This is a genomic window from Duganella sp. 3397, assembly GCF_031456625.1.
In the GTDB taxonomy this organism is placed as follows: Bacteria; Pseudomonadota; Gammaproteobacteria; order Burkholderiales; family Burkholderiaceae_D; genus Rugamonas; species Rugamonas phyllosphaerae.
Genome location: NZ_JAVDVB010000007.1, coordinates 122439 through 136465, shown reverse-complemented (window position 1 = coordinate 136465; position 14027 = coordinate 122439). Strand labels below are relative to the sequence as shown.

Sequence of the window (14027 nt, the reverse complement as noted above, 5' to 3'; positions counted from 1 at the left end):
GATCATACTTAAAATTATCACGCATTCCCCACCCGGTCAGACTACCCAAGGCGATCCATCATGAAGCGCATATCCTCCCTCCTGCCTGTTCTGCTCCTCGCCATCGGCGCCCACGCCGTGGCGCAAACCCCGCCCAGCGACAAGCCGCCCAAGATGGAAAAGCTGGAGGAAGTCACCGATGATGGCGTCAACGTCCGGTCCAACCAGGCCCCGGCGGGCACCCAGATCAAGGACAACCGCGACAACAACGGCAACCTGATCAACACCACCGTCACTGCCGGTGGCAGTACCTACACCGTGCGCCCGGCCCACCCGGCCGGTGCGCCAGCGGTAGGCGAAGGCCCGGGCCCCACCCTGCGCGGCGCCCAATGGAATGTGCTCGAATTTGGCGGCCCCAAGAAGAAACCGGTCGAAGACGACAGCGCGGACGATGCTGCCGCGCCACCACCGCCAGCGGCGCCAGCCGTCAAGTAAGTACCTGATATGTCCCTGGGGCCGTGTTTCGCAACGCGGCCCAGGATTCCGGCGCGCACGCCCCGCAGCGGTGCGCCCGTTCACCGAACCGATCAAGCTTCTCATGGCAGTATTTACTCCGGTCACCCTGGACGACGTCCAGCAGTGGATCACGCAATTCCCCCTAGGCAAGCCAATCGCCCTGAAAGGCATTGCTTCAGGTATTGAAAACAGCAATTTCTTCCTCGACATCGAACAAGGTGCACAGGTACAACAGTATGTACTCACTATCTTCGAAAACCTGTCGTTCGAACAGCTGCCGTTCTACCTGCAACTGATGCGCCACCTGGCCGACCGCCAGGTCCTGGTGCCGGCGCCGATTGCCAACAATCAAGGCGAACTGATCGTCGCCCTGCACGGCAAGCCGGCCGCCATCGTCACCAAGCTCGAAGGCAGCTCGCAAATGGCGCCGCAACCGGTGCATTGCGCCGAAGTGGGCGCCATGCTGGCGCGCATGCACCTGGCTGGCCGCGACTACCCGCTGCAACAGCCGAACCTGCGCGGCCTGGACTGGTGGAATGCCACCACGCCCAAGGTGTTGCCGCACCTGTCCGACAGCAACGCCCACCTGTTGCGGGCCGAGATGCATTTCCAGGAAGCATTTGCCGGCTGCGACACGTACAAGCAGTTGCAGACCGGTCCCGTGCATGCCGACCTGTTCCGCAACAACGTGATGTTCGACGGCGAGCGCCTGACCGGCTTCTTCGACTTTTACTTCGCCGGCTGCGATACCTGGCTGTTCGACGTGGCGGTCACCGTCAATGACTGGTGTATCGACCTGGCCACCGGCGTGCTCGACGTGGCGCGCGTGCGCGCCCTGCTCGACGCTTATCACGGCGTACGGCCGTTCACCGACCCCGAGCAAACCGCCTGGCAACCGATGCTGCGCGCAGGCGCGCTGCGGTTCTGGCTCTCGCGCCTGTATGATTACTACCAGCCGCGCGAAGCAGAAATGCTCACGCCACACGATCCCACCCACTTTGAGCGCATCTTGCGCGAACGAATCGCCACGCTGGCGCCGAAGCTTTTTTGATGACTACTTACACCGCCCGCACCGGCTTGCACTGGGTTAAACAGGGCCTGCTGCTGTTCCGCAAGCAACCTGGCGGCCTGATGGCGCTGTTCTTCTGCTGCATGTTCCTGTCGATGTTCATCATGGTCATCCCGGTCGGACAACTGGCAGTGTTCCTGCTCACCCCGCTATTTTCGGTGGCCATGCTCGAAGGCTGCCGGCAGGTGGACGAAGGCAAGCGCGCGCTGCCCAACTTGTTGTTCAGTGGCTTTCGCAAACCGGCACGCGGGCCGCTGCTCACGCTGGGCGCACTGAACCTGGTGATACTGCTGTTAGCCGCCGTCCTGGTTTACAGCATGTCGGGCGACGTGCTGGCCCGCATCGCCGAGCGTCCTGAAAAAGTCGATCCGGCGCTGCTGCAAACGATGTTCGTGCCGATGCTGATCGCCTCGGCCATGTACACCATCACCTGGATCCTGACCTGCTTTGCCGCGCCGCTGGTATTCTGGCAAAAGATCACGGTGGGCAAGGCGCTGTTCTTCAGCGTGGTATCGGTGGTGCGGGCGTTCAAGCCGATATTCATCGCCACGGCGGCGCTGCACGTGCTGTATTTCGTCAGCTCAAACATCGTGGGACTGGTGTTCGGCGCATCGCAGATGGCCATGGCGGGAATTTTCACGCTGCTGCTGTTGTTGATCGTGCTGGCGCACTGCACCTTGTACGTGGCCTACCGCGAGATATTCCGCCAGCCGCAAGCAGCGACGCCGGTCGATCTGGAAAAGCACGATACCCCGGATCCGATGGCTTAAAAGAAAGGGGCGCAGACTGCGCCCCTTTTTACATCATCGCGCCAACCGTTCGAGCTTGGCAATACTCAGGTCCAGCACCTTCATCCCGGCGCTGCCGAAATTGATCTGCGCACGCGCATTGGCGCCGCTGCCTTCGATGTTGACGATCACGCCCTCGCCGAACTTGGCGTGTTCGACCGACTCGCCGATGCGCCAGCCCGACGACTTTTGCTGCATCTTCTGGGCGATCGCATTGTCCGAGCCGAGCAGGGGCGCTTCGTCCCACGCGGTTTTCTTGTTGGCAAACCAGTGCGGCTGCGCCTTGGCCGACAGCCACTTCAGCGCATCCTCCGGCAACTCGTCGAAAAAGCGCGACTTCATGTTGTAGCGCGTCTGGCCGTGCAACATGCGCGTTTGCGCAAAGCACAGGTACAGGCGCTGGCGCGCACGCGTGATGGCCACGTACATCAGGCGCCGTTCTTCTTCCACGCCGCCCTCCTCGCGCGAGCTGCTCTCGTGCGGGAACAGGCCCTCTTCCAGCCCGGTGATGAAGACGTTGTTAAATTCGAGCCCCTTGGCCGAGTGCACCGTCATCATCTGCACCGCCTGCTGGCCGGCCGTGGCCTGGTTGTCGCCGGCTTCGAGCGACGCGTGCGACAGGAACGCCGACAACGGCGACATCACGGTGGCCAGCGGCGCGTCGGCATCCAATATCTCGACGCCATCCTGGTTGACGATGGCCGCACCTGCCTGCGCCTGCGACTGCGGGCCCAGGTGCGCCGGGGCGCCGTGGCCGTAGCCCTCTTCCGCCACGAACTGGGTGGCGGCGCTGACCATTTGCTCCAGGTTTTCGATGCGGTCGGCGCCTTCTTTTTCGGTCTGGTAGTGGGTGAGCAGGCCGCTCGCTTCCAGGACCAGGCGCACCAGTTCGGGTAACGCCATCTGCTGGCTCTCGAAGCGCGCGCTTTCGATCAGTTTCACAAAGCCGGCCAGCGACGTGCCGCCCTTGCCGGTCATGTACGGCACCGCTGCGTACAGCGACACGCCGTACTGGGCTGAGGCACCCTGCAAGTTCTCGATGGTACGGGCGCCGATGCCGCGCGTGGGGAAATTAACGACGCGCATGAAGGCCGAATCGTTGTGCGGATTGTCCATCAGCTGCAAATACGAAATCAGGTGCTTGACCTCGGCGCGCTGGAAGTAGCGCAGGCCGCCGTACACATGGTATGGAATGCCGGCCGAGAACAAGGCATGCTCGATCACGCGCGACTGCGCATTGGACCGGTACAGCACGGCGATCTCGCTGCGCGAGGCGCCATCGGCGATCAGGTTCTTGGTTTCCTCGATGATCCACTGCGCTTCGCCGAGGTCGGACGTGGCTTCGTACACGCGCACCTGCTCGCCGTGGCCGGCGTCGGTGCGCAGGTTCTTGCCCAGGCGCTTGCTGTTGTTGGCGATGAGCACGTTGGCGGCATCGAGGATGTGGCCATGCGAGCGGTAGTTCTGCTCGAGCTTGATCAGGTTCTTGACGTGGAACTCGCGCTCGAACGCGATCATATTGCCCACGTTGGCGCCGCGGAACGCGTAAATGCTCTGGTCGTCGTCGCCGACTGCAAACAGGGCGCCGCCGCCACCTTCGCCGTGGCCGGCCAGCAGCTTGAGCCACTTGTACTGCAAGTCATTGGTATCCTGGAACTCGTCGACCAGGATATGCTGGAAGCGCTGCTGGTAGTGCTGGCGCAGCGGCTGGTTGCGGCTCAGCAGCTCATAGGTGCGCAGCAGCAGTTCGGCAAAGTCCACCACGCCTTCGCGCTGGCACTGGTCGTCGTACATTTGGTAGAGCTCGACCTTCTTGCGCTCGTCGGCGTTGTACGGCTCGATCTTGTCGGCGCGCAGGCCCTGGTCCTTGGCGCCGTTGATGAAGTACATCACCTCTTTCGGCGGGAACTTTTCGTCATCGACATTGTTGGCCTTGAGCAGGCGCTTGATGGCGGACAGCTGGTCTTGCGAGTCGAGAATCTGGAACGTCTGCGGCAGCGCGGCGTCGCGGTAGTGCGTGCGCAGCAGCCGGTTGCACAGGCCGTGGAAAGTGCCGATCCACATGCCACGCGTATTAATCGGCATCATCGCCGACAAGCGCGTCATCATCTCCTTGGCCGCCTTGTTGGTAAAGGTAACAGCCAGGATGCCCGACGGCGACACTTGCCCGGTCTGGATCAGCCAGGCAATGCGGGTGGTCAGCACGCGGGTTTTGCCGGAGCCGGCGCCGGCCAGGATCAGGGCGCTCTGGGCCGGCAGGGTGACGGCGGCCAGTTGTTCGTCGTTCAGGTTATGGAGAAGATTTTGCATCCCGTGATTATACCGGGATGCATCGCGAACCACCGCCAGCCAAGGCGGCCGGAATGGTTGCCATTTGCGCCAGCGGACGACCGCGTTGGCTGCGGGTCACCGCTCTTCCGTGCGACGCTGCGATCAGGCCGACGGCGTGGCGGCCACCGCCTTGCCGCTGCCGAGCGCCTGCTGGAATAGCGCTTGCGTAGCTTGCTCGGCCTGGCGCTGGGCTCGCGCGCGCTGCCGGCCCAGGTCGCCCATTGTGCGGCCCATCTCGCCCATCGGCTTGCTCAGTTCGGCCATGCGGCGGCCCAGCGCCTGTCCCATGTCCTGCCCTGCCTTGGCCGACTGCGCCGCGATGCCGAGTTGCTGGGCGTCCATCTCGCGCGTGAGTGGCGCCAACTGCGCCTGCAACTGGGTGCGGCGCGCGTCGAGCACGGCGCGCTTGTCGGTGTCCGAGGCAGGCAGGGCGGCGCTCTCCAGCGCCACCTGCTCGAGGCGGCGCGCGATAGTTTCATGGCGGGCGGCAACGCGGCCGATCTCGCGGCCGCGCTGTTCGACGTCGCGCAGTGCGCCGTTGGCTTCCAGGTTGACGCGCATTTTCTCGGCTGCCGCTTCCATGAGCTTGCCCTGGGCCTCCATCTTGTCGCCCTGCGCCTTCATTTGCGCGTCGATTTTCTGCACCGGCGCCCAGGCGGCAAACGCTTGCGCAACCAGCGCGGGGTCTTCGATCACGTAGCTCTTGTCGCGTTCGGCGAACCAGATGAATTCGCCCTTGATGGTCTTGCGCAGGTCGGCCACCTTGAGCATGTCGTCGGTGTTGCCCATGATCGTCATGCGGCTGCGGTCGAGCGGCACCAGCGCATACGCGCTGTCGCGCTTGCCCTTGAGGATGGTCACGCCATCGATGTTGATACGGGAATGCATGGCGTCGCCAGCCATCGGGGCAGCCGGCGCTGCCGGTGCTGCCGGTGCGGCAACGGCAGTCATCGGTGCTGCTGGCGCTGCCGCCGCTGCAACCGCAGTCATCGGAGCGGCTGGTGCGGCTGGTGCTGCCGGAGCAGCCGGAGCAGCTGGCGCAGCGGCGACAGCTTCAGGTGCATCAGGCAGATCGGTGGCGGCATCCGCCACAGCGGCCATGGCCGACGCAGCCAGCGCCACCGCGCCAACTGCCTGTGGCGCGGCCGCTGGCTTGGGCGCGGCCTGCACATAGAACACGGCGCTGGCCGCGCACAGGCCCAGCAGCGGCACCACCATTTTCCAGCTGACCGGTTCGACATCGGGACGCAGCAAGCGTTTAATACGAGACATAAGATTTCCTCCATGCGCCGCGTGGGCAAGTTGTACGGTATCGAACTGGAATTGATCCAGCTCGGACAAGGCCTTTGCCAGCATCTGCGGTTGACCGAGCAGGGACACTGCAAGGTCATCGGCGATTTGTTCCCGCTCTAGGCGGATGCGGCGCGACAAGGCCCAAACACTTGGGTGATAGAACAGCACGATTTCCACCGCGCTTTGAATGAGGTTGACCAGGTAATCGCGGCGCTTGATGTGCGCCAGCTCGTGCGCCAGCAGCGCTTCGAGCAACTCTGGCGGCATGCCGGTGATCAGCGACGCCGGTACCAGCACGATGGGCCGCCAGCAGCCGGCCGTGATCGGACTGTCGAGGCCTTCGGCCACGCCGAGCCGCACGTGCAGGTCGAGGCCGGCGCGGCGCGCCAGCGTCGAGAGGCGGCGCTGCCAGTAATGGTTGACGGTGTAGCGGTCGCTGCGGGTGCGCTCGGCCACCCACTGGAGGCCGATGGCCAGGCGCAGCGACATCAGCGCGGCGCCGGCCAGCCACAGCCCGACCACCCACGGCAACTGGCCACGCAACACGGCTTCCCAGCCGACCAGCACGGGCTGATCCAGCAGAGGCGCTGAAACAATACCGGCATCGGCGCCGGAAATAAAGGAAGGAATCAGGGAGACCGCGCCAAGGCTGGCGCCGGAGGAAACACCGCTGTCAGCGGCGTGCAACCGGGTGATGACGCTGGCGACCGGCAATGCCGCGCACAGCAGCAAGCCGGCGCAGGCCACCGCGTAGCGGGTGTGCGGCCGGGCGCGGCGCAGCACGTGCATGGCCAACGCCACGGCCCAGCCGATCAGCAGGCCCTGCCAGATAAAATGCAACAGCGCCCAGCCGACGGCAGGCACCAGAGTTTGCAATACGTCCATGCCGCACTCCCCTTGTGATGGAATGTAGAATAAATTATCTAGATCACGAAGTCTAGAACTTTTTTTCTACATCCACCGGGGGAGCAAAGATTAATAAAGTACCACGGAGCGGATCGACTCTCCCGACTTCATCAAATCAAAACCTTCGTTGATGCGCTCGAGCGGCAGGCGGTGCGTGATCAGGTCGTCGATATTGAGTTTGCCGTCCATGTACCAGTCGACGATCTTCGGCACGTCGGTGCGGCCACGGGCGCCGCCGAAGGCGGAACCCTTCCACTCGCGCCCCGTCACCAGCTGGAACGGACGGGTGGAAATTTCCTGGCCCGCCGCCGCCACGCCGATGATGAACGATTGACCCCAACCTTTATGGGTGCACTCGAGCGCTTCGCGCATCAGTTGCGTGTTGCCCACGCACTCGAAGCTGTAATCGGCGCCGCCGTCGGTCAGTTGAACGATGTGATCGACCACGTTCGGCGTGTCTTTCGGGTTGATGAAATGGGTCATGCCGAACTTGCGCGCCATGTCCTGGCGGGCCGGGTTGATGTCGACCCCGATGATCTTGTCGGCGCCCACCATCTTGGCGGCCTGGATCACGTTCAGGCCGATGCCGCCCAGGCCGAACACCACCACGTTGGCGCCCGCTTCCACCTTGGCCGAGAACACCACGGCGCCCACGCCGGTGGTCACGCCGCAACCGATGTAGCAAACCTTGTCGAACGGCGCGTCTTCGCGGATTTTCGCCAGGGCGATTTCCGGCACCACGATGTAATTCGAGAACGTGGACGTGCCCATGTAGTGGAACAACGGCTTGCCGTCGAGCGAGAAGCGGCTGGTCGCGTCCGGCATCAGGCCGCGGCCCTGGGTCGAGCGGATCGCCTGGCACAGGTTGGTCTTGCGCGACAGGCAGAATTTGCACTGGCGGCATTCCGGGGTATACAACGGGATGACGTGGTCGTCTTTTTTCAGGGTGGTCACGCCGGGGCCGACATCGACCACGATGCCCGCGCCTTCATGGCCGAGAATCGCCGGGAAGATGCCTTCCGGGTCGGCGCCGGACAGCGTGTAGTAGTCGGTATGGCAGATGCCGGTGGCCTTGAGTTCGATCAGCACCTCGCCGGCGCGCGGGCCTTGCAGGTCCACTTCCTCGATCGTCAACGGCTGGCCCGCGCTCCATGCTACGGCTGCTTTGGTTTTCATTGTTGGTCCTCTGGCGGTTATCTGAATGCGCCATGATAACAAGCCAGGACCAATCTGTGGTTTTCCGTGCCTCAGCCTTACTGCGGTTCGACCGGCATCGTGCTACCCAGCTCCAGCAAATCGGACACCGTGCGCCACAGCTGGCGCGGCGAGGTCCACGGCTTGGGCAGGAAGGCGCCGCCGGGAATGTTGGCCTCGGGATGGCGCGCCGAGTACACCAGCACGCGGGCGTCCGGCTGCAAGTGGTGCAGGTTGTCGAGCAGCAGGCTGGCGTCGCCGTCGCGCAGTTCGGGGTCGATCACCACCAGCGCAAACTGTTCGCGCAGCAGCAATTCCTGGGCGGCAGCCATGCTGCCAACGTGGGTGACGCGGGTTTCCGGCACCAGCAGCGCAGTGAGCACCAGCGCGGTGTCGGCGTCGCTGTCGATGTGCAGCACGCGCGGCGCGGTCACATAAATCGAAAAGCCGATGGCGGTGCTGTGGTCGTGGTCGAGGGATGAACGTGGGGTCGTGCTGGTAGTATCGAAAGGCATGGCGGTCTCCGCAAAAAATCACAGCCGTCAGCAGGACTGACAGGAACGATCGGCGGAGTTGGGCCGAAAACTGGGGGACGGGCGCAGGGAAAAGGCAGCCCGGACGGCGGCAGGCGGAGCGCGATCACGCGGCCTGCTGCATCGTGCAACGGTATTGTTCGCCGTCGACAGTTAACAGTGTACAACAAAAATGCCACAGAGCAAGCAACTCGACGGCATTCCTGCTTGTTTTTCTTACTTTTTTAACCGCTGGCTGAATGCAGCATGCAAGCCATTGAGGGTTTCTTCGGCCGCCAGCAACTGGTCGGCCACCTCGTTGACCTTGCGCCGGTTGGACCGTGCATGGTCGCGCAGCACCTCGAACGCAGTGTTGCGGTCGGTCTGGAATTTGCACATCAGCAGGCCCACGGCCAGGCTGGTTTCGCGGCCGGCTGCCAGCGCCGCGTTCAGATTCAACTCGGTGCGGCGCAGCTGGCGGATCTCGTCGGCACGTGCCAGGCCGGCAGCAAACGCCGGCATCAGCTGCTTCTCGTCCACCGGCTTGACCAGGAAACCGACCGCGCCGTACGACGCGGCCTGCTTGCCGGCGTCGGCGTCGCCGCGACCGGACAGGAACATGAACGGCACCGAACTGGTGGCGTGCAGTTGCTTGGCCAGTTCCAGGCCGGTCATGCCCGGCATGTGGATGTCGAGCAGCGCCATGTCGGGCTCGCGCTGGGCGATCAGTTGCAGCGCCTGCTCTGCCGACGAGGCCTTGAGGATGTCGTAACCGGCATGGCCGAGCACTTCGCCCAGGAAATCGAGCAATAACGGGTCGTCATCGACGATCAGGATGGGACGCTTCGGGGGCAGGGAATGGGGCATGTGGCGGCAACCTTGGGCTATTGCTAACGATCTCATTATAAGGCCGAAAAGCTTCCTGTATTCAAGGTTTTACTGCGAAGAACTACTGCGCCGTACGCTCGAAAAACAACGCTGCAAACGCATGCACCGCCTGCGCCACGCTTTCAGCTTGATAGACACTGGTGATCGCGGCCACCATGTCGGCGCCGCGCGCGGCCAGCGGCGCCGCATTTTCCGGCGTCATGCCGCCTATCACAACGGTCGGCACGCGGATCACGGCGCGGGCCTGGTCCAGCAGTGCCGGCGCAGTGACGAAATCGTATTGCTTGACCAGCGACGGGTAAAAGCCGCCGAACGCCACGTAGCTGGCGCCATCATCCTGCGCCGCCACGGCCAGCGCCAGGTCGCCGTAGCACGACGCACCGACGATCTTGTCCGGTCCCAGTTGCGACCGCACGGCAGCCACGCCGGCATCGGTGCCGCCCACGTGCACGCCGTCGGCATCGATCTGCTGGCACAGGTCAACGAAGTCGTTGACGATGAACGGCACCCCATACCGGCGGCACAGCGCCAGCAGCGCGGTGGCCTGCTCCAGTCGTTGCGCGGGCCCCGCGTCCTTGTGGCGGTATTGCACAAGTGCGATGTTGTCACTGCCGGCTTGCAGCGCCTGTTCGGTGATGGCCAGCAGGCGGTCGGTGTCGTCCCAGTTGGGGGTGACCAGGTAGAGTCCTTGCATTGCGGTGATTCCTTTCATGGTTTAGCGCAGCGGCATGCGCTGGCCGGCGGCCACCGCGTAAGCGTCGCGCAGCGCGATAAAGCAATAATGCTGGGCCTGTTCAAGCGCTGTGATCACCGGCAGCCCCAGCGCCAGTTGGCCGGCAATGGCGGCGGCCAGGGTGCAGCCGCTGCCATGAAACTGGCCCGGCAGGCGCGGCCACTGCCAATGGTGATCCACTTCGCCGTAACAGCGGTTGAGCAGGCACGCGCCATCGTCGTGACCACCGGTGACCAGCACGTTGCGGCAGCCCTGCGCGCCCAGGATGGCAGCCTGGGTGGCGCCATCGTCCACCCGGGTCAGCCGATACGCTTCCGGGCCGTTGGGCGTGAGCACCGTCGTTAGCGGTAGCAGCGGCGCCAATGCGGCCACCGCATCGCCCGCAGTGAGCACGTCGCCGTGGCCGCTGGCGAGTACCGGATCGAGCACCACCGGCAGGTGCGGTTGCGTGCGGCGCAATTCACTTATCACCTCGGCAATCGCCAGCGCGTTGGCGGCGCTGCCGGGGATGCCGATCTTCACTGCACTGATCGCCATCTTGGCGGTGAGCGCCTGCGCCTGGCGCAGCACCAGGTCGGCATCCACCGGTTCGACCGTATAGACGCGGTCGTTGTCCTGCACCGTGAGCGCGGTGCACACGGTGAGCGCGTGCGCACCCTGCGCCGCCACCGCCTGCGCATCGGCCACCAGGCCGGCGCCACCGGACGGATCGAGCCCGGCGAACACCAGCACGCACGGGCGCTGCAGCGGCGTTGCGGCCGCAGTCATGCCGACGGTGACGCCGGCGCTCATGCCAGCCGGCCCGCCATCGGCGACGACGGCGAGGCCGCGAACTTGCGCGCGATGCGCCCGGCCAGGAATGCTTCGCGCCCGGCCTGCACGCCGAGCTTCATGGCGCGCGCCATGCGCACCGGGTCGCGCGCGCCGGCAATCGCCGTATTCATCAGCACGCCATCGCAGCCGAGCTCCATCGCAATCGCCGCATCCGACGCGGTGCCCACGCCGGCATCGACCAGCACCGGCACCCTGGCCTGCTCGATAATCAGCGACAAGTTCCACGGGTTGAGGATGCCCATGCCCGAGCCGATCAGCGACGCCAGCGGCATCACCGCCACGCAGCCGATGTCTTCCAGAATTTTGGCCTGGATCGGATCGTCGCTGCAATAGACCATCACGTCGAAGCCGTCCTTGACCAGCGCTTCGGCAGCGACCAGGGTTTCCGGCATGTGCGGGAACAGCGTCTTTTCGTCACCGAGCACTTCGAGCTTGACCAGCTTGTGGCCGTTCAGCAGTTCACGCGCCATTTGCAGCGTGTAGACAGCATCCTTGGCCGTGTAGCAGCCGGCCGTGTTCGGCAGTATCGTGTACTGCGACGGCGGCAGCACGTCGAGCAGGCTGGGCGCCTTCGGGTCCTGGCCGATATTGACGCGGCGAATCGCCACGGTGATGATTTCCGCGCCGGCCGCGTCGGTCGCTGCGCGGGTCTGTTGCAGGTCCCGGTATTTGCCGCTGCCCACCAGCAGGCGCGATTGGTAGGTCTTGCCGGCGATGGTGAGAGCGTCTTGCTGGTTCATTTGCTGGTTCATTTGTTGGTTCATTTGCTTGTCCTTTCAGTTCCACCCCTAACCACATGGGGTCGGACCCCTTGGGGTCCGACCCCGGCATGGTGTGCGGGGTTCAAAAAAATCAGCCGCCGCCGATGGCGCGCACGATGTCCACTTTGTCCTGCGGCTGCAGCTCGCGCTGCGGCCACTGCTGGCGCGGCACCACCGCGCGGTTGACCGCCAGCGCCAGCGCCTGGCCGCTCAGGGACAAGCCGTCGACCAGCTGATCTAGCGTCTGGCGCGCCGGCACCGCGTGCGGCGCGCCGTTCAATTCAATCTCGATCATCGAGGCTCCCTCACAACTTGCGATACAGCTCGGCGCCGTTCTTGATGAATTCCACCGCCTTGACCTGCATGCCCTGCTGCAAAGCCGCACCGTCGCTCATGCCGTTGGCAGCCGCGTACTCGCGCACTTCCTGGGTGATCTTCATCGAACAGAAATGCGGACCGCACATCGAGCAGAAATGCGCGACCTTGGCAGAATCCTTCGGCAGCGTCTCGTCGTGGAATTCGCGCGCCTTGTCCGGGTCCAGTCCCAGGTTGAACTGGTCGTCCCAGCGGAATTCGAAACGCGCTTTCGACAGCGCGTTGTCGCGGATCTGGGCGCCCGGGTGGCCCTTGGCCAGGTCGGCCGCGTGCGCGGCAATCTTGTACGTGATGATGCCGTCCTTGACGTCGTTTTTATCGGGCAGTCCAAGGTGCTCCTTCGGCGTCACGTAGCACAGCATGGCGGTGCCATACCAGCCGATTTGCGCGGCGCCGATGCCGGACGTGATGTGGTCGTAGCCGGGAGCGATGTCGGTGGTGAGCGGTCCCAGCGTGTAGAACGGCGCCTCGTGGCACTGCTCGAGTTGCAGGTCCATGTTCTCCTTGATCAGCTGCATCGGCACGTGGCCAGGGCCTTCGATCATCACTTGCACATCGTGCTTCCAGGCGATTTGCGTCAGTTCGCCGAGGGTTTTCAGTTCGCCCAGTTGCGCCTCGTCATTGGCGTCGTAGATCGAACCGGGGCGCAGGCCGTCACCGAGCGAGAACGAGACGTCGTACGCCTTCATGATCTGGCAGATCTCTTCGAAGTGCGTGTACAGGAACGATTCCTGGTGGTGCGCCAGGCACCACTTGGCCATGATCGAGCCGCCGCGCGAGACGATGCCGGTCAGGCGCTTGGCTGTGAGCGGCACATAGCGCAGCAGCACGCCGGCGTGGATGGTGAAGTAATCGACGCCCTGCTCGGCCTGCTCGATCAGGGTGTCGCGGAAGATTTCCCAGGTCAGGTCTTCGGCCTTGCCATTGACCTTTTCCAGCGCCTGGTAGATCGGCACCGTGCCGATCGGCACCGGGCTGTTACGGATGATCCATTCGCGCGTTTCGTGGATGTGCTTGCCGGTGGACAGGTCCATCACGTTGTCGCCGCCCCAGCGGATGGCCCAGGTCATCTTTTCCACTTCCTCGCCGATCGACGAGGTGACCGCCGAGTTGCCGATATTGGCGTTGATCTTTACCAGGAAATTGCGGCCGATGATCATCGGCTCCACTTCCGGGTGGTTGATGTTGGCGGGGATGATGGCGCGGCCGCGGGCAATCTCGTCGCGCACGAATTCGGGCGTGATCTCTTGCGGGATGCTGGCGCCGAACGACTGGCCCCGGTGCTGGCGGCCCATCAGGTCGGCCAGGCGCTGGCCCATCGGGCCGGAATCCTTGAGCTCGGCCAGGTATTCGCGGCGGCGCAGGTTTTCCCGGATCGCCACGTACTCCATCTCGGGCGTGATGATGCCCTGGCGCGCGTAGTGCATTTGGGTGACGTTGCGCCCTTCCCTGGCGCGGCGCGGCAGCCGGTGCAGATTGAAGCGCAGCTCGGCCAGCGCCGGGTCGGCCAGGCGCGCCTGGCCGTACTCGGACGTGGGGCCGCTCAGCTCCTCGGTGTCGCCGCGCTCGAGTATCCACGGCAGGCGCGGGGTGGCGGCCAGGCCGGAGCGGATATCGATCACGGCTTCGGGGTCGGTGTACGGACCGGAAGTGTCGTACACGTACACCGGCGGGTTGGTTTCGAAGCCGAACGAGGCGGGCGTGTCGGCCTGGGTGATGCGGCGCATCGGCACGCGCAGGTCGGGGCGGCTGCCCTGGATATAGACTTTGCTGGAATTGGGCAGCGGGTGGATTGCTGCCTGGTCCACCGTGGCGGTGGCGGAGAGGAATTTCTGGTTGGCGTTCATG

General features: G+C 64.3%; 13 protein-coding genes. 3 read left to right on the top strand and 10 right to left on the bottom strand.

Annotation, left to right across the window (positions count from 1 at the left end):
* Positions 1–60: 60 nt before the first annotated feature.
* The 3 genes from J2X54_RS21680 (at position 61) to J2X54_RS21670 (ending at position 2334) form a co-directional block, all read left to right on the top strand.
* Complete coding sequence (locus J2X54_RS21680; RefSeq protein ID WP_070249330.1) at positions 61–474, top strand: hypothetical protein; 414 nt, start codon at positions 61–63, stop codon at positions 472–474.
* Positions 475–577: 103 nt separating this feature from the next.
* Entirely contained in the window at positions 578–1546 is a 969-nt protein-coding gene (locus tag J2X54_RS21675; RefSeq protein WP_310183564.1) for a homoserine kinase, read from the top strand.
* On the top strand, positions 1546–2334 hold the full coding sequence (locus J2X54_RS21670; protein WP_310183562.1) for a BPSS1780 family membrane protein: 789 nt from the start codon (positions 1546–1548) through the stop codon (positions 2332–2334). The genes J2X54_RS21675 and J2X54_RS21670 overlap by 1 nt, the downstream gene beginning before the upstream one ends.
* Before the next feature lie 33 nt (positions 2335–2367).
* Here the strand turns inward: J2X54_RS21670 and J2X54_RS21665 are convergent, their stop codons facing one another.
* The 10 genes from J2X54_RS21665 to thiC form a co-directional block, all read right to left on the bottom strand.
* Positions 2368–4662 carry a UvrD-helicase domain-containing protein gene (locus tag J2X54_RS21665; RefSeq protein ID WP_310183560.1) on the bottom strand — a complete coding sequence of 765 codons (2295 nt, stop codon included), beginning with the start codon at positions 4660–4662 and terminating at the stop codon, positions 2368–2370.
* A gap of 123 nt (positions 4663–4785) precedes the next feature.
* Positions 4786–6861 carry a M56 family metallopeptidase gene (locus J2X54_RS21660; protein ID WP_310183559.1) on the bottom strand — a complete coding sequence of 692 codons (2076 nt, stop codon included), beginning with the start codon at positions 6859–6861 and terminating at the stop codon, positions 4786–4788.
* Between the two features lie 90 nt (positions 6862–6951).
* The gene (locus tag J2X54_RS21655) at positions 6952–8058 is read right to left on the bottom strand and encodes an S-(hydroxymethyl)glutathione dehydrogenase/class III alcohol dehydrogenase (protein WP_310183557.1); all 1107 of its coding nucleotides are present in this window, start codon (positions 8056–8058) and stop codon (positions 6952–6954) included.
* Positions 8059–8135: 77 nt separating this feature from the next.
* A complete protein-coding gene (locus tag J2X54_RS21650; RefSeq protein WP_310183555.1) occupies positions 8136–8591 on the bottom strand; it encodes a response regulator in 456 nt (151 codons plus the stop codon).
* A 234-nt stretch (positions 8592–8825) separates the two neighbouring features.
* Positions 8826–9455, bottom strand: a complete 630-nt coding sequence (locus J2X54_RS21645; protein WP_208600054.1) for an ANTAR domain-containing response regulator — start codon at positions 9453–9455, stop codon at positions 8826–8828.
* Between the two features lie 82 nt (positions 9456–9537).
* Positions 9538–10170 (bottom strand): thiamine phosphate synthase, encoded by a 633-nt coding sequence (thiE, locus tag J2X54_RS21640; protein ID WP_310183552.1) that lies wholly within the window; start codon positions 10168–10170, stop codon positions 9538–9540.
* Between the two features lie 21 nt (positions 10171–10191).
* On the bottom strand, positions 10192–11001 hold the full coding sequence (locus J2X54_RS21635; RefSeq protein ID WP_310183549.1) for a hydroxymethylpyrimidine/phosphomethylpyrimidine kinase: 810 nt from the start codon (positions 10999–11001) through the stop codon (positions 10192–10194).
* The gene (locus tag J2X54_RS21630) at positions 10998–11783 is read right to left on the bottom strand and encodes a thiazole synthase (RefSeq protein ID WP_310183869.1); all 786 of its coding nucleotides are present in this window, start codon (positions 11781–11783) and stop codon (positions 10998–11000) included. The genes J2X54_RS21635 and J2X54_RS21630 overlap by 4 nt, the downstream gene beginning before the upstream one ends.
* A 112-nt stretch (positions 11784–11895) precedes the next feature.
* Complete coding sequence (gene thiS / locus J2X54_RS21625) at positions 11896–12099, bottom strand: sulfur carrier protein ThiS (protein WP_070249322.1); 204 nt, start codon at positions 12097–12099, stop codon at positions 11896–11898.
* 10 nt (positions 12100–12109) lie between these two features.
* Positions 12110–14026 (bottom strand): phosphomethylpyrimidine synthase ThiC, encoded by a 1917-nt coding sequence (thiC, locus tag J2X54_RS21620; RefSeq protein WP_310183546.1) that lies wholly within the window; start codon positions 14024–14026, stop codon positions 12110–12112.
* Between the last annotated feature and the right edge of the window lies 1 nt (position 14027).

Excerpts from the sequence above, each read along its gene's own strand:
- J2X54_RS21680 (WP_070249330.1), top strand. The coding sequence starts at position 61 with ATGAAGCGCATATCCTCCCTCCTGCCTGTTCTGCTCCTCGCCATCGGC.
- J2X54_RS21675 (WP_310183564.1), top strand. The coding sequence starts at position 578 with ATGGCAGTATTTACTCCGGTCACCCTGGACGACGTCCAGCAGTGGATC.
- J2X54_RS21670 (WP_310183562.1), top strand. The coding sequence starts at position 1,546 with ATGACTACTTACACCGCCCGCACCGGCTTGCACTGGGTTAAACAGGGC.
- J2X54_RS21665 (WP_310183560.1), bottom strand. The coding sequence starts at position 4,662 with ATGCAAAATCTTCTCCATAACCTGAACGACGAACAACTGGCCGCCGTC.
- J2X54_RS21660 (WP_310183559.1), bottom strand. The coding sequence starts at position 6,861 with ATGGACGTATTGCAAACTCTGGTGCCTGCCGTCGGCTGGGCGCTGTTG.
- J2X54_RS21655 (WP_310183557.1), bottom strand. The coding sequence starts at position 8,058 with ATGAAAACCAAAGCAGCCGTAGCATGGAGCGCGGGCCAGCCGTTGACG.
- J2X54_RS21650 (WP_310183555.1), bottom strand. The coding sequence starts at position 8,591 with ATGCCTTTCGATACTACCAGCACGACCCCACGTTCATCCCTCGACCAC.
- J2X54_RS21645 (WP_208600054.1), bottom strand. The coding sequence starts at position 9,455 with ATGCCCCATTCCCTGCCCCCGAAGCGTCCCATCCTGATCGTCGATGAC.
- thiE (WP_310183552.1), bottom strand. The coding sequence starts at position 10,170 with ATGCAAGGACTCTACCTGGTCACCCCCAACTGGGACGACACCGACCGC.
- J2X54_RS21635 (WP_310183549.1), bottom strand. The coding sequence starts at position 11,001 with ATGAGCGCCGGCGTCACCGTCGGCATGACTGCGGCCGCAACGCCGCTG.
- J2X54_RS21630 (WP_310183869.1), bottom strand. The coding sequence starts at position 11,783 with ATGAACCAGCAAGACGCTCTCACCATCGCCGGCAAGACCTACCAATCG.
- thiS (WP_070249322.1), bottom strand. The coding sequence starts at position 12,099 with ATGATCGAGATTGAATTGAACGGCGCGCCGCACGCGGTGCCGGCGCGC.
- thiC (WP_310183546.1), bottom strand. The coding sequence starts at position 14,026 with ATGAACGCCAACCAGAAATTCCTCTCCGCCACCGCCACGGTGGACCAG.